Source organism: Legionella jordanis, assembly GCF_900637635.1.
GTDB lineage: Bacteria > Pseudomonadota > Gammaproteobacteria > Legionellales > Legionellaceae > Tatlockia > Tatlockia jordanis.
This window is the reverse complement of sequence record NZ_LR134383.1, coordinates 961536-980718: the sequence shown is the minus strand read 5'-3', so window position 1 is coordinate 980718 and position 19183 is coordinate 961536. Positions and strand designations below refer to the sequence as shown.

Here is a 19183-nt window from a genome sequence, read left to right as displayed (position 1 = left end):
GGTTATGCGGATGGACAAACTCACCTCGAAGTTTCAAATGGCCTTGGCTGATGCTCAATCCCTGGCATTAGGACGAGACAATGGTTTTATCGAGCCTGAACACGTGATGAAAGCTTTGCTGGATCAACAGGGAGGAAGCTGCCGGCCTTTGTTAACAAAAGCAGGAGTGAATCTTTCCCAATTACGTACACTGATTGATCAAGCCCTGGACAGATTTCCGAAAGTTTCCGGTACAGGCGGCGACATTCACATTTCGAATGGTCTTAATCGCTTGTTAAACTTAACGGATAAATTGGCGCAACAAAGAAAGGACAGTTATATTTCAAGCGAACTGTTTATTCTTGCAGCCATCAGCGAAGACAGCAGTCTTGCGAAATTATTAAAGCAGGCAGGAGCTGAACGCGAAGCCATCGAAAAGGCAATCAATGACATCCGTGGGGGCGAAACGATCACGGATCCCGCTGCCGAAGAACAACGGCAAGCGCTTGAAAAATACACCATTGACCTGACTGAACGAGCCGAACAGGGCAAGCTTGACCCGGTGATTGGGCGAGACGATGAAATCCGCCGTACCATTCAAGTTTTGCAACGCCGTACCAAAAACAATCCGGTGTTGATTGGAGAGCCTGGTGTAGGTAAAACAGCCATTGTTGAAGGATTAGCCCAGCGCATCGTCAACGGTGAAGTTCCTGAAGGCCTTAAAGACAAACGCTTGCTTTCTTTGGATATGGGTGCCCTGATTGCCGGCGCCAAATTTCGTGGCGAATTTGAAGAGCGCCTGAAAGGAGTGCTTAAGGATTTATCCAAGCAAGAAGGACAAATCATTCTGTTTATCGACGAATTACATACCATGGTTGGTGCTGGTAAAGCCGAGGGGGCAATGGACGCAGGAAATATGCTAAAGCCTTCCCTTGCTCGCGGAGAATTGCATTGCATTGGTGCTACCACCTTGGATGAGTATCGGCAGTACATCGAAAAAGACGCTGCTCTTGAGCGCCGCTTCCAAAAGGTGTTAATTAATGAGCCGAATGTCGAAGATACCATTGCTATTTTGCGTGGTTTGAAAGAACGATATGAAGTTCACCATGGTGTTGAAATTACCGATCCAGCCATTGTTGCTGCAGCCACTTTATCTCACCGCTACATTACCGATAGGCAATTACCTGATAAAGCCATTGATCTAATCGATGAAGCAGCCAGCCAAATCCGTATGGAAATTGATTCCAAACCAGAAAGCCTGGATAAACTGGAAAGAAGACTTATTCAATTAAAAATTGAACGCGAAGCCTTAAAAAAGGAAAGCGATGAAGCCTCCAAGAAGCGTTTGGATGATTTGGAACATCTCATCCAGGATCTTGAGAAAAACTATTCTGACCTGGAGGAAATCTGGAAAGCTGAAAAAGCCAGTTTACAGGGTACTACGCATATTAAAGAGGCCCTTGAACAAGCCAAAACAGAACTTGAAACTGCAAGACGTGCAGGGGATTTAGCGCGTATGTCTGAATTGCAATACGGGCGAATACCCGAATTGGAAAAACAATTAACGCAAGTATCCACAACTGAAAGCAGTGAAACCAAACTGGTTCGCAATAAAGTAACTGAAGAAGAAATTGCTGAAGTCGTATCAAAATGGACCGGTATACCGGTTTCCAAAATGCTTGAAGGGGAAAAGGAAAAGTTATTGCACATGGAAGAAGTTTTGCACAAGCGCGTCATCGGCCAAGACGAAGCGGTGGATGCCGTATCGAATGCAATTCGACGTTCGCGCGCAGGATTATCTGATCCTAAACGTCCAATTGGTTCCTTTCTTTTCCTTGGGCCGACAGGAGTAGGAAAAACAGAATTATGCAAGGCTTTAGCGGGCTTTCTCTTCGATACAGAAGACGCAATGGTTCGGATTGATATGTCAGAATTTATGGAGAAGCATTCCGTTGCCCGCTTGATCGGTGCACCACCAGGTTATGTGGGTTATGAGGAAGGGGGTTATTTGACTGAGGCCATTCGCCGCCGCCCCTATTCTGTCATTTTGTTGGATGAAATAGAAAAGGCTCACAGTGATATCTTTAACATCCTTCTGCAGGTTCTTGATGATGGGCGTTTAACCGATGGCCAAGGCCGAACGGTTGATTTTCGTAACACGGTCATTGTCATGACTTCAAATTTGGGTTCTTCCCTGATTCATGACATGGGAAGTAAGTTAAATTATGACCAAATTAAAACGGCGGTCATGGACATTGTAGGCCAACATTTTAGACCGGAATTTGTTAACCGCATCGACGAGACGGTCGTATTTCACTCTTTGCAAAAAGAGCAAATCGCTGCCATTGCTTCTATCCAAATTGGCTATTTGCAAGATCGACTGCGTCAACAGAATATTTCTCTCCAGCTCACACCAGAAGCCTTAGCGCATTTGGCAGCAGCTGGATTTGACCCGGTCTATGGAGCAAGACCTCTGAAACGTACGATTCAGCAAAAGTTGGAAAACCCGCTGGCTCAATCCTTATTGACAGGCCAATTCAAATCGGGGGATAACATTAAAGTGAGTTGGAAAGATAATCAACTGCATTTTACTGTGTCTTAAAACAATTTCAGGGATTCCGCCCCCCGGAATCCCTTGTGGCAACGTTGTTTAAGCTTTTTTCATAATTGCAAACCTGAATTGGTAAAAAGGTTTAATAAACCCTACTGATAACTAAAATTCTGGCTCTCATTTTCTTTGTTAGGGCTGGCTTGAGCGAGCAAACTTTTTCTTTCCATCTCTTCAAGTTCTTTTCGAACATTGACCAGGCGATTGTCTAAATCCTGAAGCATTGATTCTTCACCTCGAACTCTGCTCCAACTCTGGCATCTAAAAGTTAATCTAGCAGATACGGGTAGACGTCGTGTGTAATCGCTTAAAGCTTTTAAAGCCATTTCGGTAGTGTAAAGATCCAATTGATTTTCACCAAGAACATTGATTGCTCCATTCAAAGCAATCAGTAGTTTTTCTGTTCCGCTATCGCATAAGCCCAAAGCCATAATATAAGCTCCTAACAGGCAGTAATTATTTCTAATAGCAAAAGCATGTTCAAAATATTTATCAAAGGAAATATTACCCACAACTCCAGTTTCAAGGGCTTCAATCTTGTCTTTGGAAATTTTAGCAGGGAAGAGCAAAATTAATCCGGCCAAGGCACACTCTTCCGGGGCTGGTTTGAGTGACTTAGCAAGAACAATCAATTCTTCATAAGTTAAATAGCCTTTGCTATTACCCTCCCTTTCTAATTCTTCCAGTTTTAGCCACACCATAGCTTTAAATTTAGGCAATACTGCACAAACAGCCTCTTCGGTTTTTTCTAAAGACTCATAAACAGAATATACAAAATCAATAACATTTAACTGAGCTCTAATTGGTTGCGCCTGAGGTTTCCTTTCATTAATAATTTCAGATAAATTTTTGTAGAATTTGTGCTTGTTTTTCACTATATAGGGAAATTGGTCACCAACATTCTGACTGCCAGTAGGAAGTGATTGCAGTAGATATCGCTGATAGGCTTCACAACAACTTACAATTGTTTCTTCATCCAGCTTGTTTTTAAAGTCAAATTCTTCATCCAGAACTTGAAAAGTATAAGAATCTTCTTCTGTTTTAAAAAAAGAAAATGGGTTCTCATAGGACTTTTTAATACGTAGATAGCGAAAAATGATTGCACCCAAGAGAATTTGCTCAGCACTCTCTAGTTTCTCTTCATCTTTTTCAGTTTTCGGATCTGGCAACTTAGGCAGCAACTGACTGATGCATGCGAGTTGATCGCAACGCAAACGAGTATCACTGCTGCTAAAATATCCTGATTTTCCTTTTTGAGATTTTGCTATATATTTTTCTTGCAACCCGCTAACTTTCTGGCGAAGAACTTCATAATTTTCTGTAGGATAGCGCTGGCAATAATTATTGAACTTCTGTAGTAATTCTTCAGTGTTCTTTTTGAAAATAGTATAATTTAACATTTGGTAACCCATGTAATCTCCTTAAAAATCCTTTCTATTTCTTGGCAAATTCTGGGATGTGTTACTTCTTCCCAGGCAGGAGACAGAACTGCTCTTGCAAGCAAGTAAAATAATTAATTAAATTTATAACATCCAAATAAAATTTGGATATCCACTGATACTTACTGCCGCTTAGAAACAATGGGTTAGAATCATGAGAGTTCAACTTTTTTTTTTGTGGCATATTGTCAGGATAGGCGAGGAAATATTGTGTATTTTCTCCGTTTAACCAATCCAGGAAAGATTGTAAATTAGGTTGCAAACTTTCAAATTTTGGCATGGTTCTCTCCTTGAAGACCATTTCTCACTTGAAGTGTGAGTGGATTGGCCCAAAGCAATCATCCGTGGTTCCTTTCTTTTTTTATAACAATCTGCCAAAGAATTTGCAACTAGAATCAAAACGTATTGTTGAATTTTAAATCAATTTCAGCCACTAATTTTTGATGAATGTTATCAAAGCCACGATTACTCATAACTAAAACTGCGTCACCTGGGCAAACCTCATCAACTACCGCTTTTACGATTTGATTACTGCTTGAAAGGATTTGGAAAGGGCAAAGCCATTGGTTTATCACATTATCCAGGCTAAACTGCTCAGGGTTTAAAACATAAGCCTTGTTTACCTGCGATAAAGCTTGAGGCATTTCTTGTGCATGGACGCCCGTTTTCATGGTGTAAGATGCAAACTCAAGAACAGCCAGGATGCGTTTATGACGACCACTCTCTTTCAGAGCATTTACGGTTTTGGCAATGGCCGTTGGGTGATGAGCAAAATCATCGTAAACGGTGATGCCATGTCGATTTGATTTGACTTCCAGACGGCGCTTAACGGGTTTAAACTCCGCCAGAGCAGCTGCTGCTAATTCTGGCCTAACTCCGGCTCTATGACTTGCTGCAATGGCTGCAAGACCATTCTCCACGTTAAATTGGCCAATTAAAGGCCAGTTCACCACGGCAACAGGGGCTGAGTTATGCCAAACTCGAAACGATTGTCCGCTTTCATCTAATAGTTCAGCTCGCCAGTTGGCATCTTCATTTAAAGAAAGCTCTTCTACGGGGCAAAAGACAGCTCGAGCCAGCACCTCATTTAAAGCCTCATCTCTCTTGGGTTTAATTACCAAGCCTTTACTCGGAATTGTTCGTAAATAGTAATGAAATTGCTGTTGAATGGCTTCTAGATTGCTGTAAATATCTGCATGATCAAATTCAAGATTGTTTAAAATAGCCACTTCAGGTCGATAATGCATGAATTTCGGCCTTTTATCAAAAAATGCACTGTCGTACTCATCTGCTTCTATAACAAACCACTCCCCTTTCCCCAACTGTGCACTGGTATTAAAATTAGAAGCAACGCCTCCGATTAAAAATCCAGGCTTTAACCCTGCCTGCTCAAGAATGTAGGCGAGCATGGATGTGGTTGTTGTCTTTCCATGTGTGCCTGCAACCGCTAAAACACGGTAGCGTGACAATATATTTTCAGCCAGCCATTGGGGACCAGAAATGTAATTTTTTCCTGCATTCAAGACCTCTTCCAATACAGGCATGCCTCTTTTAATTGCATTACCAACAATCACGCAATCGGATTTTAAGGCTTGTGAGCTGTCTTCATAACCCTCTGACCAGGCAATCCCTTTCGCCGTTAAAAGATCACTAACCGGGGGATAGCAGTTTGCATCACAGCCACTTACCTCAAATCCTGCCTCTCTCGCTAAAATAGCCAAAGCGCTCATGAAAGTGCCGCTAATACCTAAGATGTGTAAATGCATAATTTTCTCATCGCCAAAATGAAACAGTTAAAATATTACAAGCCAATAAACCCACACTTGCCAAAATAGCGGTGAGGTTATCAATTTCTAATGCGTATTTGTAAATATGAGCCGTCACTAAAAATTGCCAAAGGGTTAATGTTAAAGTTACAAAAAGATAAATAGTCGCTAATCCCAATGCCAAACTGTGATTTAAACTGGCTGCAGTTAAGGCTGGTGCAATCAATAATAAAGGAATTGCAAATACATGGATGACAAAATGACTGGCTAACAGTGCCGTCAGTGTCTGTATTAACCTCATCGCTTTGCCGTTGAACTTAAGCAATAGGAAAGTATAGAGCGAATAAGCAATAATTAAACTGATTCCAGCCAACATCGCCACCAGCATTTCAAAATGCTCTTGCATGTCAGACATGAACCATTGCCATATGATTAATAGGAAAAATAAAAAGCAAACTATGGCTAATAGAATTTTGGAATAAGGTGTATTGGCAGGACTGTCCTTAAAAGTTGCCACATTCCAATAACTTTTAAAAATTGACACCCACATTTTAAATCCTATTCATCCTTCGTGACTGAAGCTAGCCTCACTCAAGCTTTTCGTTTTTTAAAAATTTTAACTTGCTGAACTACAGGTTGCTTCCAGGGTCCAGTAATTTTGTAGGTATAGCCACTGATTTTTTGCATGCCATTGTTAATGAGTTTGCTTGCTACCCAAGTGGCGATACCAGCAATAGGCCCACCAGCTATGGTAGCAACTACAGGTAAACTGGCCGTAATATGCGGGTTTACTTTCAAATCCAAATCATAGTACTGCTTGGCAATATCCAAACTCCCTTTCATGCTGGCGTATGCAACCGGACCATCGATGTAGCTGTCTTCGGTTGTCATAACGCCATGGGCAACGTTAAAACTACCGTTAAATTCATCAAAACTATAACCACCCTCTGCCAGATCACTGAAATCCAGTTTCAGACGTCTGGGAATCGTTTGCAAGCTTAAAATACTAAGCAGCTTACCCAAACCTAATTTTTCCTCGGTTTCCGGACTTAAATTGGTGATGCGTCCATCTTTAAAGCTAATCCCCATGCCACCATTCACTTTGGCCAATGAGAAATCATACACAGCCCCAGGCCACTCCCCCTGAAACTTTACTATTCCACGATCTGCTTCGACCACCGGACTAACATTCCATTTTTCCAAACCTTTAGCAAGATTATTAATCTCTAAGTTGGCTTGAACTCTGGTGGTGTTAGTTTTTCCTTGCGCAGACCAATCCCCCTTAGCATTAAACTCATAAAAAGGAGACTTAATTTTGCAAGAATTGATTTGCCATTGGTTTTTTAAAGCAGTGGTCTTAAGAGACATACTGCCAATATCAATATCCCTAAGCTTAAGAGAGGCCACTCTTAAATCGAGGTTTGGCATTTCCCCGGGTGATAATTTAGAGAGAGACCGCTCAGAAAGAAGGCTGTTTTGATTAAATTGATCCAGGTGCAGCCTTTCCACCAATCCTCTGATGCTATTGCTCTCAGGGTGGTAGCGCAAATGCGCAACCACGTGCTCTTGATTTAAGTTGACTCCCCACTCCCCTTTATCGAGTTTCATAGCTTTAAACGTTAAATCTTTATAGTTCAGATTAAAAATTCTGGCTGACTGCAATTTAATGTTAATAAGACTAATTACATCTGCCAACTCATTATGTTCTGCTGATTTCGAGATTTTCTCCTTAAGCTTAAGCCATTCTTGCAAATCAAAATTAGACAAGGTGCCTACAACTTGCACGCCATGCTGGGATTCCCGTATGTCAGAGCCGGGGTTTCCGACAACCAATTTGCCTTTTTGCAAATTGAAAGCCCCTGTATGACCTGCAAACCACAAATCACTTCTCAATTGGTTATCGTAGTTGAAACGCAGGCGAATGGCTTTCTCAGGATTAAAATCAATATTAATCAACAATGGCCTGGAGGCCAGTCTATCTTTGCCAAAAGGAGCAGGCAAATCCACACTTAATCCTTGTAAGGAACTTTGAATCTGTAAATGATCCAGATCTCCCGGGGCGTCTGTAAGGGTAAGCAATCCCTCCAATGAAACAGCCCCTTGAACAAAAGACAACAAAGGAAGTTTAAAACGTTCACGCAAAGCCTTGGCATCCGCCTCACCCTTTATTTTAATTTCCGTAGCTGGGACTGGGGAACGTATGGACTTTATGAGAAGCTTAATTGGGTTTCCCAAAATGCTGGCTTGTAAATCACTCCCAAGAACACTGTCTTGATCAAATTGCAGATGACCGGCTAAATTCTTTAATTCTACATCATCGAGACTATGATGAACCTTGACGCTATTCCCTTTGAATTGAATGCTCCCCAAAGCCAAAATATCATCATTTTCGGGGTACAAAGGAGCCTCCAACTGCAAATCCAATTCCACAGGCCCCTTCATTTCTAATCTCTTTAATGCGGATAATTTTTTACTAAGTGGCGACTGCTGCACATAAACCATCGCCTTTTTAGCATCAGTCTCAGCTTTGGCATGAGTGAGTAAGACTTCACGATCAAGGCCTAGATCATCAATTCGCAAATTTCCTTCGCTCACCTCGATTCCCTGAAGATTCGCATGAAGGATATTGGCCTCAAGATTACGCTTGTCTATATTAAGAAAAGCATCTATTTGTCTGGTTACTGGCCATTTGGGTGCAAAAATTAACTCCACACCTGATAAATAGCTTTTAACAGAAAAGATTCCTTGTTCCTTATCGAATGGAAAATCGGCCATATTTCCATTTATTACTAACTCTCCTGTTGCCTTTTCAATGCGCTTAATATCCTGTTTAAGCCAGTGCTCGAGCTTGGGTTTTTGGGCTAACTTAGGCAAATAGCTAAGCCATTTTTCAGCACGATTGGCAGAAAATTGCGCATTAAGGCGCAATGCCCCCATCCCTTTTCCTGATACTTCATCCGCGACACCTTGAGCACTAAGCAACAGATTAGGATGACTCAATATCAAGCGCTCCATGCTGACGCGAAAACCTTGATCCAGTTCCTTCCAGTCAAAGGCAGCATTGATTAGATTAAAGATAATAGGCGGTTTGTTGTCATAGGAAACCGTGCTGTCTTTGCTGTCAATTTCCAAACGACCTTCATTGGGCTGCCAGTGTAAAACTCCGGATAAATTTTCCATACCAGGATATTTTTTGGAGGGCAACCATCCCAGGTTTGCAAACCGGCTTAGAGCATAATTAACGCCATTGGCATCTGCTTTAAGCTGCGTATCATGAAGCACCCCATGTGGTTGCAGGGATAGTAAAGGTTGCATGGAATCAGGCCAGGGTATAGCAATATTCATTAGTGATTGTAGAAGGATATTTTTGACGTAGATGAAATAGTCTTGTGAATTCTTGTAGTCTAAAACAAAAGAATTTTCAGGCCAGGTTGTACCACTGAGCCGTAAGCCAATATGATCTCCTGACAATTGCCAACCCTCATCAGTAGGCTTCCAAGCTAAGTTGGCTTTAAAACTGTGGATAAATTGATCTTTTTCTGTTTTATTGTCAGTTAACAGTAAATGAGAGAAATTAAATCTTCCTTGAACGGTTTGGAAATGACCATTTTTCAAATCAGCCCACATTTGCAAATCACCACCCCCACCTGAAACTTCAAACCTGGACTCCGGCATGAATTTTTGCCATTGCTCAGGTAAAAAATCCTGAATGGAAAGAAACAGTTGGCCTGAGGCTTTATTGAGGCTATTTGCATCCAATTTGAGATTGGCCAAAAATTCAAATTGGCTGGGGATTCTTTGGTCTAGATGAGTGGTTCCTTTAATGCGGTAACGTCCCGCTCGGTTAATAATTGCAAGGTTTAAATCTTTGAGGGATATTAAGCTGCCATCTTTAAGATGTATCTGAGCTGAAACATTTTTCAGCATTATTTTTTGCTGTGCCAGAATCCAGGCGAAAATGGGTTTTAAACTCTCAGCATCCAATGCCATGTTTTGACTATTTGTAAACCCATCGAGCTGCCAGCCATGGGAAGTTTGGTGCACACTCAGGTGTAAATCATCAATCAATAAAACACCAGGCTGTATCTGCCAGTGCCAAAGCGAACTAAACAGATCAATTCCAACAAGCAGTTTGTCCAATTTTAGCACAGACTTGGAGTCACTCAGCACCTCAACCTGATTCAATTTGACAACGGGTTCAAACCAATACCAGCCTGTTTCCATGGTATTAATGGTTACAGGACCACCTAATATCGTAGATAAGTGCTGTTCTACTTCACTCTTATATTGCGTTGCCCAAGGTGTTAATGCCCGAAAAAGGCTTGAAATTACCGCGGCGGTAATAATAAGGATAGCTAAAGGCATCCAGCAACGTTTCAAAAATTTATTCACCGCGTTTGTTCGAATTAATCATAGAGCTTTTACTATACCACTGCTTTTGTGCGTACTCATCATTTTCTTTCTGATTTCGCCGATTTTCTTTCATTTTTTCTCGCTTTTCGAGCTTTTCCAATAATGATTTTACTACATCTTCTTGTGATTTCGCTTGAAAATAAAGTTGCTCGAAATGCGTTCTTTGTTTAGCCAGATGAGCCAACTGCTGAGCTAGTTGACCCAAGGCGCGATCCAATTGATTAATGAAATCCAAACGATTTCGAATGTGGGCAACCTTACAACCTGCGTTCCCTAAACTGTTTAATTGTTCTAAGTATTCACGCCGGTACTCAAGCAATTTCTCATGTTGCATCTTACCTGCTATAAATTGCTCACGAGCTCGAACTAAATTACCCAGTGCAAGTTTGGTTGTTTGCTCTTTTATTCCAAGGAGCCTCATTAATCTGGTTTTTTGTGCATCCATTAAGATTCATCTTCCAATTTCCTGGCTAAAATATTTAGCAAATCCAGGCTTTCTTGAAAATCAACTCGTTCGTTCATCCCCTGAACAATGTAATCATTAATCTGTTTACGATAGGCAATGGCCTTATCCAATTGTTTATCATTGCCCTTGCTGTAAGCTCCCAGTAAAATTAAATCCTTATTTTTTTCGTAAATAGAAAGGTATTTTTTTACCGTGAGCATTTGCCCCAATTGAGCTGGTGAGGCAATGGACGGCATTAATCGACTGATGGAAGCTTCTAAATTAATGGCGGGAAATTGCCCTGCTTCAGCCAGGGCTCTATCAAGAACAATATGCCCATCCAATATGGCCCTGGCCGCATCAGCAATAGGGTCTTGCTGATCATCCCCTTCAGTCAGCACCGTGTAAAAAGCAGTTATTGAACCACTTCCCGGTTTGCCATTGCCCGCACGCTCCACAAGCTGGGGTAATTTAGCAAACACGGAGGGAGGGTAACCCTTAGTCGCAGGCGGTTCACCGATAGAGAGAGCAATTTCCCGCTGAGCTTGTGCAAAACGGGTGAGCGAATCCATGAGCAGTAAAACATGTTTACCTTGATCACGAAAATATTCTGCAATACTCGTAGCCACCATGGCACCATGCAATCGCATAAGCGGGCTTTCATCAGCAGGAGCAGCAATTACAACCGCTCGATTTAAACCAGAATCACCGAGATTATTCTCAATAAATTCTTTGACCTCACGCCCTCTCTCGCCAATTAAACCCACGACCACTAAATCGGCTGCAGTAAAACGTGTCATCATGCTCAAGAGCACAGATTTACCCACACCACTGCCGGCAAAAAGTCCTATACGCTGCCCCCGGCCTACAGTCAGTAGGCCATTGATAGCACGGACGCCCACATCCATAGGGCAATCAATTGCAGCCCTTTTCAAAGGATTAAACGGTTTGCTGATTAAAGGATAACTTTCTGAGACCTCCGCCTCTCCCTTTCCATCCATGGGAGATCCAGCTCCATTTAATACACGTCCTAATAAATGATAGCTGACGCCAACTTGCGCGACTTTCCCACTTGGAATTATAAGCATACCCGGTCCTATTCCCTGGGTATGTCCTATAGACATCAAATAAGCTTTTTCACTATCAAATCCAACGATTTCAGCCTCTACTCTTTGGTTGTGGTTAACTCTTACCCAACATCTGGCACCAACTGGCTGATGAAAGCCACGTGCTTCAAGGGTTAAACCAACAGCGCGGCTAATGCGACCGCAATGCAAAAGCCCTGAACTTTGATTAGCCCTTATTTTTTTCAATTTTCCCACGAGCTTGGATTGATAGATGATCATTGCAAATCTTTATCCTTTTTACCTTCACTTCCATTGTCTTCCAATAGGTATTTCTTTAAAATTTCCTCAAGTCTTGTTTTAATCCGTCCATCCAATTCACTGTAAGCACTTTTTAAATAAAAATCTCCTCTGCGCAGGTTGTCATCTGCTATGAGAATATTGTTTAATTCTGAGGATTGTTTTTCATCGAGCTCATTAAGTAGCCATTCTACATCTTGAGGGTTCATCAGGAGCTGTTTGTTTTCCTGTAAACTGGGGAGTTCTTTTTTAATTTCTTCCAATAAAGTTAATAGCTTTTCAGGATGGATAGACAATTCGATTCCTATACAATGCTCACAAATCCACGCGATGGTTTGTACCAGTTCATAACTTAGATGCTCATCCAGCAATAAGACGGGTTTTTGAAGAATTTCAAGCCACGCTAAAAGGTCTTGACGCATTTTATGTAATTCAGAAGCCGCTTGCTGCATACCCTCCTCAAAACCTAGTTTTTTTGCTTCTTCCCTTAATCGCTCACATTCTTTTTGAAGTTCTTCATTCGGATCTATGTCCTCTACCACCACAGGCTCTGAGGTTTTCAACTCCCAAACGTCAAAGGTTTCTTTATCCTCTGGTTCATAAAGCGGCTGGAAATCATTGGTCATTTTATCCTTTTTCCTTATCCTGTGCGGAGGCTTAAGACTTTGTATGAACAGGATTGCTCCATCCTTAAATCATTTCCTCACCGCCTTTGGCTCCTAAAGCAATTTTTCCTTCTTCAGCCAAGCTTCTGGCAATCGCTAAAATTTCCCGCTGCGCTTTTTCAACTTCACTGACTTTGACAGGTCCTTGCATTTCCAGATCATCTCGCAATAAATCAGCTGCACGTTTAGACATATTGCTAAAAATTTTATCTTTGACTGGCTCAGTTGTTCCTTTTAAAGCCAGCATCAATTGTTCTGTCGATACATCCCGCAAGAGGGTTTGCACACTTCGATTATCCATCTCCACCAAATTTTCAAAGACGAACATTTTGTCTTTGATTTTTTCGCAGAGTTCTACATCCCATTCTTCAATTCGCTCAAGCACATCGTTTTCAACTGAACCTTCGAGGAAATTGATCACGTCAGCCACGCTTTTAATACCCCCGGCCGAAGCCGTTTTACCCATTTTTTGCCCACTGAGTTGGCGCTCAATGACGTGGCCCAACTCCGAAATGGCTTCCGGTTTCACCGTATCAATGGTGCACATGCGCAACAAGACTTCCGCCCTTTTTTCGGAAGAGAAATAACTGACCACTTCTGCCGATTGCTCACTATCCAAATGAATCAAAATGGTGGCAATGATTTGTGGATGTTCGTTTCTTATCACATCAGCGATTAATCGCGCATCCAACCACTTAAGCCGATTAAGCCCACTGTCTTTGTCAGATACCAAAATGCGATCAATAAAAGGCATTGCATTTTCTTCGCCCAGGGCATTAATAAGCACCGTTCTTAAATAGTTTTCAGCGTCCACGGTAAGGCTGGTTTGATCCTCGATGGCATTTAAAAACTCACCAAGAACCCCTTGCATTTTCGCTTTGCTGACGCTACTCATAGTTGAAATAGCCATGCCGACTTTTTGTACTTGCCTTGGTTCAAGGTGCTTTAATACTTCGGCAGCATTTTTTTCACCCATTCCTAATAGCAAAATGGCTGCACGTTCAATTCCATCCATAACCTATCCCCGTTCCACCCAAGTTTTTACTACCTGCGCCACACGCTTGGGTTCTTTATCAACTACCTGACGCAAAAGAGCAAGCTGAGATTCATAATCATTGGCATGAGGTAGAAGAGTTTGTCCTTCCTGATTAGATTCCCTGTCTTCTATCTCAGCAATTTCTTCTTTAGGAGTAGTTAGCAAATTTTTAAAAAGAGGTCTAAAAATTCCAAAAATCAAAGCCAAAATTAGAAATCCAGCTCCTGCTTGTTTAACAATGGACCAGAAGGAGTCTTTTTGCCAGAAATGGAGGTCTGGAAGAGGTGGGATGGGTTCAGGTTTAACAAAATGACTGTTTACTACATTTAGGCTGTCCCCTCGTTTTGGATTAAGCCCAATGGCATCTGCAACCAGAACTTTGATTTGATCCAGTTCAGCTTGCGACAATGGTTTATTTTCCATTTTTTTTGTTTGCGGATTTAATTCAGTTTTATTGTCCACTAAAACCGCAACTGTAAGCCTTTTGATAACACCAGGTTGATTTTTGGTATGGCTAATTGTTTTGTCCAGCTCATAATTTTTGGTGGTTTGAGAACGAACATCTCCACTTTCCGTTGAGGCCTGATTAGTGTTCCCTGGTTTATTATTATTATTATTGGCATTGTTATTGCCATTTTTATTTTGCTGTAAAGTTGGGTTGGCAGGAGGCGTATTAGACAATGCTCCGGGTACCCCACTTGCGCTGCTTTGATTTCGTTTTTCCTCGAGTGTCTGTTCACTTCGAACGGCAGAAGATTCGGGATTGAAGACCTCTTGCGTTTGTTCGAAAGCGGTAAAATCCATATCGGCCGCCACTTTTGCCTTGACACGTCCAAAACCAAGGATAGGTGTTAAAATATCTTGAATTTTCTGGACATACTGCTGCTCAAGACTTTGTCTGTAATCCATAAACCGCTCTGTCTCGCTGAATAGGTTCTGACCCGCTCCTTCACTAAGCAACTGACCATTTTGATCAACCACAGTCACCCTACTGGCCGAAAGGCTTGGAATGCTAGAGGCCACTAAATTAATGATCGATGCGATGGTTTGTTTCTTTACTTCAACACCTGGATAGACATCAATAAAAACAGAGGCGCTCGGCTTCCGGTTATCGCGGACAAAAGCGGACTCACGAGGGATAGCCAAATGAACGCGAGCAGATTTTACATCATGGAATTGACTTATTGTGCGGGCTAATTCGATTTCTAATGCTTGTTTATAACGGGCATTTTCCATAAATTGGCTGGTTGTAAAGCCATTTTTTTCTGCAAGCAATTCGTAGCCTGCATTATTCCCTCTGGGTAAACCTGCAGCCGCTAACTTAAGGCGGGCATTCTGAACCTCGTCCGCGGCAACCAGAATCACTCCCTGGTTGGGATCGACTTTAAAATCAACCTTATTCCTTTCAAGCACTTCAACAACATCCGCCGCTTCTCGACTACTAATTTCATTGAATAAAGGTAAGTAGCTTGGCTGACGAGACCATAATACAACTCCCACAGCTATTGCGACGCATGCGGCAAGTCCAAACATAAAACCGAGCTGTCTTGGAATAGATAAACTTGCCAATCTCTCCGCAGCGGCTGCAGCATTCTTTGCCAATGCCATGATGATAGACTCCTGTACTTTAAGAAAAGAAACTAATAGGGTTCTCTTCTGCTATTCCTTTCTTTTGAACTTTTAGTCGGTTCCAATGTGAGCAATTCAGAATCAAAGCTTGTTGTTCAATTTAAATTTATTCCTAAAAAATATCCAACAAAATATCCTCTAGACAGGCATGTTCATAATATCCTGATAGGCTTGCACAAGTTTATTTCGAACACGTAAGGTGGCTTCAAAAGCTAAACTGGATTTTTGGGCTGCAACCATTACTTCCCCGACACCTACACTTTTATCACCTAGTTCAAACCGGGTTTTAAGATTGTCAGCGCCTTGCTGCAAATGATTTACCTCACCTAAAGCATTATGCAGATAATCTGAAAAAGCAGTTCCAGGTGAATTAAATTCGACGCTGCTTCCTTCTGCCTTCGCAGCCAGTACCCTCAATTGGTTCAATACTGAAGCTGTATTTATTTCACTCATTTGCCTCTCCTGCTATCCATAAAGAGTGACAACATTCACACTTGGTATCCTTCTTCACGCATCTTTGCCAGTTTATATCGCAAAGTTCGCTCGCTAACACCAAGAATGGCGGCCACTTGACCTCGATTACCACCATGCTCCTTCAGAGTTTGAGCAATTAGGTCAAACTCATAATTTTGCAAACTCTTAGCTTCACCCTTTTTAGGTTCAACAATAGTGAGGTTTGATTCTTCTCCACTTTCCCTGGGTAATTGCAAATGAGGTACTTCAATCTCTCCATGAGTTTGCAAAACCAAAGCTCTTTGAATGACATTATCCAACTCCCTTGCATTTCCTGGCCAACTGTAGTTTAGCAATGCCTGTTTGGCTTCTTCGCTCAAGACAGGAATTAAGGGATAACTGTTCTGACAATGGCGGCGTATTAAATAATTGGCCAAGGGGATAATGTCACAAGCTCTTTCCCTCAAAGGCAACCAGTGCAAGGGAAATACATTTAAACGATAATACAAATCCTCTCGAAACCGTCCTGCTTTGACTTCATCAAGCAATTTCCTGTTGCTTGTTGCCAAAACTCGCACATCGAGCTGAGTGAGCTTATTCGCACCAATCCGTTCAACTTCTTTTTCTTGCAAAACCCTTAAGAGCTTCGCCTGCAAGCTGAGGGGCATTTCACTGACTTCATCTAAGAGTAAAGTACCACCTTGCGCTTGTTCAAATTTACCTGGGGTGGATTTATAAGCCCCAGTAAAAGCCCCTTTTTCATAGCCAAACAATGTTGCTTCCAGCATTTGCTCAGGAATCGCCGCACAATTGATGGCAATAAAAGGCTGTTGTTTTCGGGGAGAGTGATCATGAATGAAATGCGCGAGAACTTCCTTTCCTGTTCCACTTTCACCACTAATCATGACTCCTACGTCCGATTGAGCCACTCTTAACGCCATGGATAATAGAGCTTGGCTTTTGGGATCTTGCGCCACCGGTTGAGAATCGTCATCTGTAGGAAGGGGTTTAATGTAGCGATTTATTTTTTCGGTTAAAGAATGGGCACTGAATGGTTTTTGTAAATAATCTACGGCACCATTTCGCATCGCCGTTACTGCATCCTCTACGGAACCGTGAGCAGTCATTAAAATAACCGGTACCCCAGGATTGCGACGCTGAATTTCTGCAAGCAGTTGTTGACCATCAATTTTATCCATGCGGATATCACTTAGCACAATAGCGGGGCTGTGCCGTTCGAGCATAGCCAGGGCTTCTTTGCCATCCTTTGCTGCCAAGTAGGAATGCCCAGCCAGGTTCATTGTTTCAGCCAATGCTTCCCTTAAAACTGGATCATCTTCAACTATCAACACGTCACTCATAGGTAAAATCCTTGTTCTAAAGTACCCATTATCCTGGTAGTTTGATTGTGATACAACTACCCTGACCCGAAGAAGAGTCTAATACCACCTCACCTCCATGTGCTTTTACAACGGCATTCACGACGGCAAGGCCTAAGCCGGTACCTTGGGCTTTTGTTGTGAAAAAAGGTGAAAAGGCTTGTGATTTTACTTCCTCTGACATGCCTATGCCGTTATCCGTAACTTTTATCTGCACGCCTTTTTCATGAATGGGCTCCATAGTTATAGTAATTTGATTTGCCTTTGCTTGTAAGGCATTAATAATAAGATTTAATAAGGCTCCGGTTAAGGATTCGGGATGTAAGCAAACTTCTGTTTCTCCCAATTCATTGTGGATCAGCAACTCTGCTGATTGGGCGGTCAATAAGGGCTGTGCTCTTTCTAAAAGCTGAGCTGCCCAGTCCTGAACACGCATCATCGTCGGCTTAATGCTTTCTCCACGGGCGAATAACAACAAATCCTGAATTTGTTGCTCAATGCTAATATGGCATTCATGCAGGCGAGTAATCCATTGTAAACAGCGAGCATCTTCGAAATGTTGTGCTGCCAAATGCTCGGTGTAAAGCATAGCCGAAGACAGTGGAGTTCGAATTTGGTGGGCCAACTGGGCAGTCATTCGCCCAATTTCCATCAAACGATGCTGATTAGCCTTCGCCTGTTCATAATCGCGCGTCGCGGTTAAATCCGTTAAGGTGACCAATTGTCCCGGTAAATCACAAAGGGAAGAAATGGCTACGCGGACTCTCTTGCCGTCTACAAGCGAAACCTCATGGCCATCATCTTCTTTAGGAGCAAAAGCCTGTTGAATAATATCCCTCCAAGCTGCTCCTTTCAGATTAGTTCCTAATAAGGCCTCAGCGGCTGGGTTTAACCAAACAATCCTGCCCTGCGCATTTAAAATCAAAAGACCACAAGGCAGGCAGGAAAGAATCTCAGTTTCAGATAAATTAAGTAATTGCTCGGTTTTCTTCATCGATTTATTCAGGCATATCATCCTTATTTTTAGACTTTAACAAAGTTTATGAAAAAATAAAAATAGTCTTTAAAATCATAGTCTTCTAAATCTCAATATTGCTGATTTACAATCCTTATTAGCTATGGAATCACATTCCAGTGGCGCTGAGATCTGCTAAATTAAATATAAAGAGGACGATTGTGGATAAAACTGTAAGAAAGAATTCCGCAATACCGCCCCATATGATGTATTATTAGGGCTTAGAGCTTTCTAGGAACGGGCGTAAAGAAGTAATGGAACACATACAGCAATTACTCAATTATATTTTACACATTGATGGTTATCTTTTTTCCTTTGTTTCCACTTATGGAACTTGGACTTATCTGGTTTTATTCCTCATAATATTTTGTGAAACCGGTTTAATAATTATTCCCTTTCTGCCTGGTGACTCACTCTTGTTTGCCAGTGGAAGCCTGGCAGCTCAGGCAGACGCATCCCTGGATATTATTTTTTTAATGGTGCTTCTTACCCTGGCTTCAGTTTTTGGCAATCAAGTCAATTATCTTATTGGCAAAAGAATTGGCCCTCAAATATTCAATAAAGAAGGCTCTCTCTTGCTTAATAAAAAATACTTAGGGCAAACTCATGCCTTTTATGAGAGGCATGGGGGCAAAACGATTATCTTGGCGCGTTTTATGCCAATCATCCGCACCTTTGCACCGTTCATCGCTGGAATTGGTTTAATGAGGCATTCACAATTTTTGGCTTATAACATAGCCAGCGCTGTACTTTGGATAGGTAGTCTTCTTTGCCTGGGGTACTTTGTAGGTGGATTGCCATTTGTCAAAAACAATTTCACTTTAGTCATTTATGCCATTATTGCCATTTCGTTACTTCCACCTGTTTTTAGCTTTGCCTATCACAAGCTGACAGGAGTGAGCGCGTCATCAAGTTAGCCAAAATGGCCGAGACAGAAGCGCAACCATCAAACCCTTTAAAAAGGACCGGAGGTTGGTACCCTGATTGCGCTT

The 19183-nt window shown here is 41.9% G+C and carries 15 protein-coding genes; 2 read left to right on the top strand and 13 right to left on the bottom strand.

The window, feature by feature from the left end:
- The first annotated feature begins 4 nt into the window (after positions 1-4).
- Positions 5-2581, top strand: coding sequence for an ATP-dependent chaperone ClpB (gene clpB, locus EL203_RS04520; protein ID WP_058470311.1), 2577 nt, complete (start codon positions 5-7; stop codon positions 2579-2581).
- A gap of 101 nt (positions 2582-2682) precedes the next feature.
- Here clpB and EL203_RS04515 read toward each other — a convergent pair whose 3' ends face one another.
- From EL203_RS04515 to EL203_RS04455, 13 genes are all read right to left on the bottom strand, one after another.
- Positions 2683-3999: a hypothetical protein gene (locus EL203_RS04515; RefSeq protein WP_058470312.1), complete on the bottom strand. Its 1317-nt coding sequence runs from the start codon at positions 3997-3999 to the stop codon at positions 2683-2685.
- 49 nt (positions 4000-4048) lie between these two features.
- The gene (locus EL203_RS04510; protein ID WP_058470313.1) at positions 4049-4306 is read right to left on the bottom strand and encodes a hypothetical protein; all 258 of its coding nucleotides are present in this window, start codon (positions 4304-4306) and stop codon (positions 4049-4051) included.
- 115 nt (positions 4307-4421) lie between these two features.
- Positions 4422-5792: a UDP-N-acetylmuramate:L-alanyl-gamma-D-glutamyl-meso-diaminopimelate ligase gene (gene mpl, locus EL203_RS04505; protein WP_058470314.1), complete on the bottom strand. Its 1371-nt coding sequence runs from the start codon at positions 5790-5792 to the stop codon at positions 4422-4424.
- Positions 5793-5799: 7 nt separating this feature from the next.
- On the bottom strand, positions 5800-6342 hold the full coding sequence (locus EL203_RS04500; RefSeq protein ID WP_058470315.1) for a hypothetical protein: 543 nt from the start codon (positions 6340-6342) through the stop codon (positions 5800-5802).
- Positions 6343-6383: 41 nt separating this feature from the next.
- Positions 6384-10184, bottom strand: a complete 3801-nt coding sequence (locus EL203_RS04495; RefSeq protein WP_058470316.1) for a YhdP family protein — start codon at positions 10182-10184, stop codon at positions 6384-6386.
- Positions 10177-10650, bottom strand: coding sequence for a flagellar export protein FliJ (gene fliJ, locus EL203_RS04490; RefSeq protein WP_058470317.1), 474 nt, complete (start codon positions 10648-10650; stop codon positions 10177-10179). Before fliJ ends, EL203_RS04495 begins: the two co-directional genes overlap by 8 nt.
- Entirely contained in the window at positions 10650-11996 is a 1347-nt protein-coding gene (gene fliI, locus EL203_RS04485) for a flagellar protein export ATPase FliI (RefSeq protein WP_058470318.1), read from the bottom strand. Before fliI ends, fliJ begins: the two co-directional genes overlap by 1 nt.
- Positions 11993-12640: a FliH/SctL family protein gene (locus tag EL203_RS04480; protein WP_058470319.1), complete on the bottom strand. Its 648-nt coding sequence runs from the start codon at positions 12638-12640 to the stop codon at positions 11993-11995. The genes fliI and EL203_RS04480 overlap by 4 nt, the downstream gene beginning before the upstream one ends.
- Positions 12641-12704: 64 nt before the next feature.
- Positions 12705-13694, bottom strand: coding sequence for a flagellar motor switch protein FliG (gene fliG / locus EL203_RS04475; RefSeq protein ID WP_058470320.1), 990 nt, complete (start codon positions 13692-13694; stop codon positions 12705-12707).
- 3 nt (positions 13695-13697) lie between these two features.
- A complete protein-coding gene (gene fliF, locus EL203_RS04470) occupies positions 13698-15323 on the bottom strand; it encodes a flagellar basal-body MS-ring/collar protein FliF (protein WP_058470321.1) in 1626 nt (541 codons plus the stop codon).
- A gap of 159 nt (positions 15324-15482) precedes the next feature.
- Positions 15483-15797 (bottom strand): flagellar hook-basal body complex protein FliE, encoded by a 315-nt coding sequence (fliE, locus tag EL203_RS04465; protein WP_058470322.1) that lies wholly within the window; start codon positions 15795-15797, stop codon positions 15483-15485.
- Between the two features lie 35 nt (positions 15798-15832).
- Positions 15833-17158: a sigma-54-dependent transcriptional regulator gene (locus EL203_RS04460; protein WP_058470323.1), complete on the bottom strand. Its 1326-nt coding sequence runs from the start codon at positions 17156-17158 to the stop codon at positions 15833-15835.
- Positions 17159-17186: 28 nt separating this feature from the next.
- Positions 17187-18170, bottom strand: coding sequence for a sensor histidine kinase (locus tag EL203_RS04455; protein ID WP_064108331.1), 984 nt, complete (start codon positions 18168-18170; stop codon positions 17187-17189).
- Positions 18171-18445: 275 nt separating this feature from the next.
- Here EL203_RS04455 and EL203_RS04450 point away from each other — a divergent pair, with 275 nt between their 5' ends.
- Positions 18446-19108: a DedA family protein gene (locus tag EL203_RS04450; RefSeq protein ID WP_058470325.1), complete on the top strand. Its 663-nt coding sequence runs from the start codon at positions 18446-18448 to the stop codon at positions 19106-19108.
- The last annotated feature ends 75 nt before the right edge of the window (positions 19109-19183 follow it).

Excerpts from the sequence above, each read along its gene's own strand:
- fliJ (WP_058470317.1), bottom strand. The coding sequence starts at position 10,650 with ATGGATGCACAAAAAACCAGATTAATGAGGCTCCTTGGAATAAAAGAG.
- fliE (WP_058470322.1), bottom strand. The coding sequence starts at position 15,797 with ATGAGTGAAATAAATACAGCTTCAGTATTGAACCAATTGAGGGTACTG.
- mpl (WP_058470314.1), bottom strand. The coding sequence starts at position 5,792 with ATGCATTTACACATCTTAGGTATTAGCGGCACTTTCATGAGCGCTTTG.
- EL203_RS04500 (WP_058470315.1), bottom strand. The coding sequence starts at position 6,342 with ATGTGGGTGTCAATTTTTAAAAGTTATTGGAATGTGGCAACTTTTAAG.
- EL203_RS04510 (WP_058470313.1), bottom strand. The coding sequence starts at position 4,306 with ATGCCAAAATTTGAAAGTTTGCAACCTAATTTACAATCTTTCCTGGAT.
- EL203_RS04455 (WP_064108331.1), bottom strand. The coding sequence starts at position 18,170 with ATGAAGAAAACCGAGCAATTACTTAATTTATCTGAAACTGAGATTCTT.
- fliF (WP_058470321.1), bottom strand. The coding sequence starts at position 15,323 with ATGGCATTGGCAAAGAATGCTGCAGCCGCTGCGGAGAGATTGGCAAGT.
- clpB (WP_058470311.1), top strand. The coding sequence starts at position 5 with ATGCGGATGGACAAACTCACCTCGAAGTTTCAAATGGCCTTGGCTGAT.
- fliG (WP_058470320.1), bottom strand. The coding sequence starts at position 13,694 with ATGGATGGAATTGAACGTGCAGCCATTTTGCTATTAGGAATGGGTGAA.
- EL203_RS04450 (WP_058470325.1), top strand. The coding sequence starts at position 18,446 with ATGGAACACATACAGCAATTACTCAATTATATTTTACACATTGATGGT.
- fliI (WP_058470318.1), bottom strand. The coding sequence starts at position 11,996 with ATGATCATCTATCAATCCAAGCTCGTGGGAAAATTGAAAAAAATAAGG.
- EL203_RS04515 (WP_058470312.1), bottom strand. The coding sequence starts at position 3,999 with ATGGGTTACCAAATGTTAAATTATACTATTTTCAAAAAGAACACTGAA.
- EL203_RS04480 (WP_058470319.1), bottom strand. The coding sequence starts at position 12,640 with ATGACCAATGATTTCCAGCCGCTTTATGAACCAGAGGATAAAGAAACC.
- EL203_RS04460 (WP_058470323.1), bottom strand. The coding sequence starts at position 17,158 with ATGAGTGACGTGTTGATAGTTGAAGATGATCCAGTTTTAAGGGAAGCA.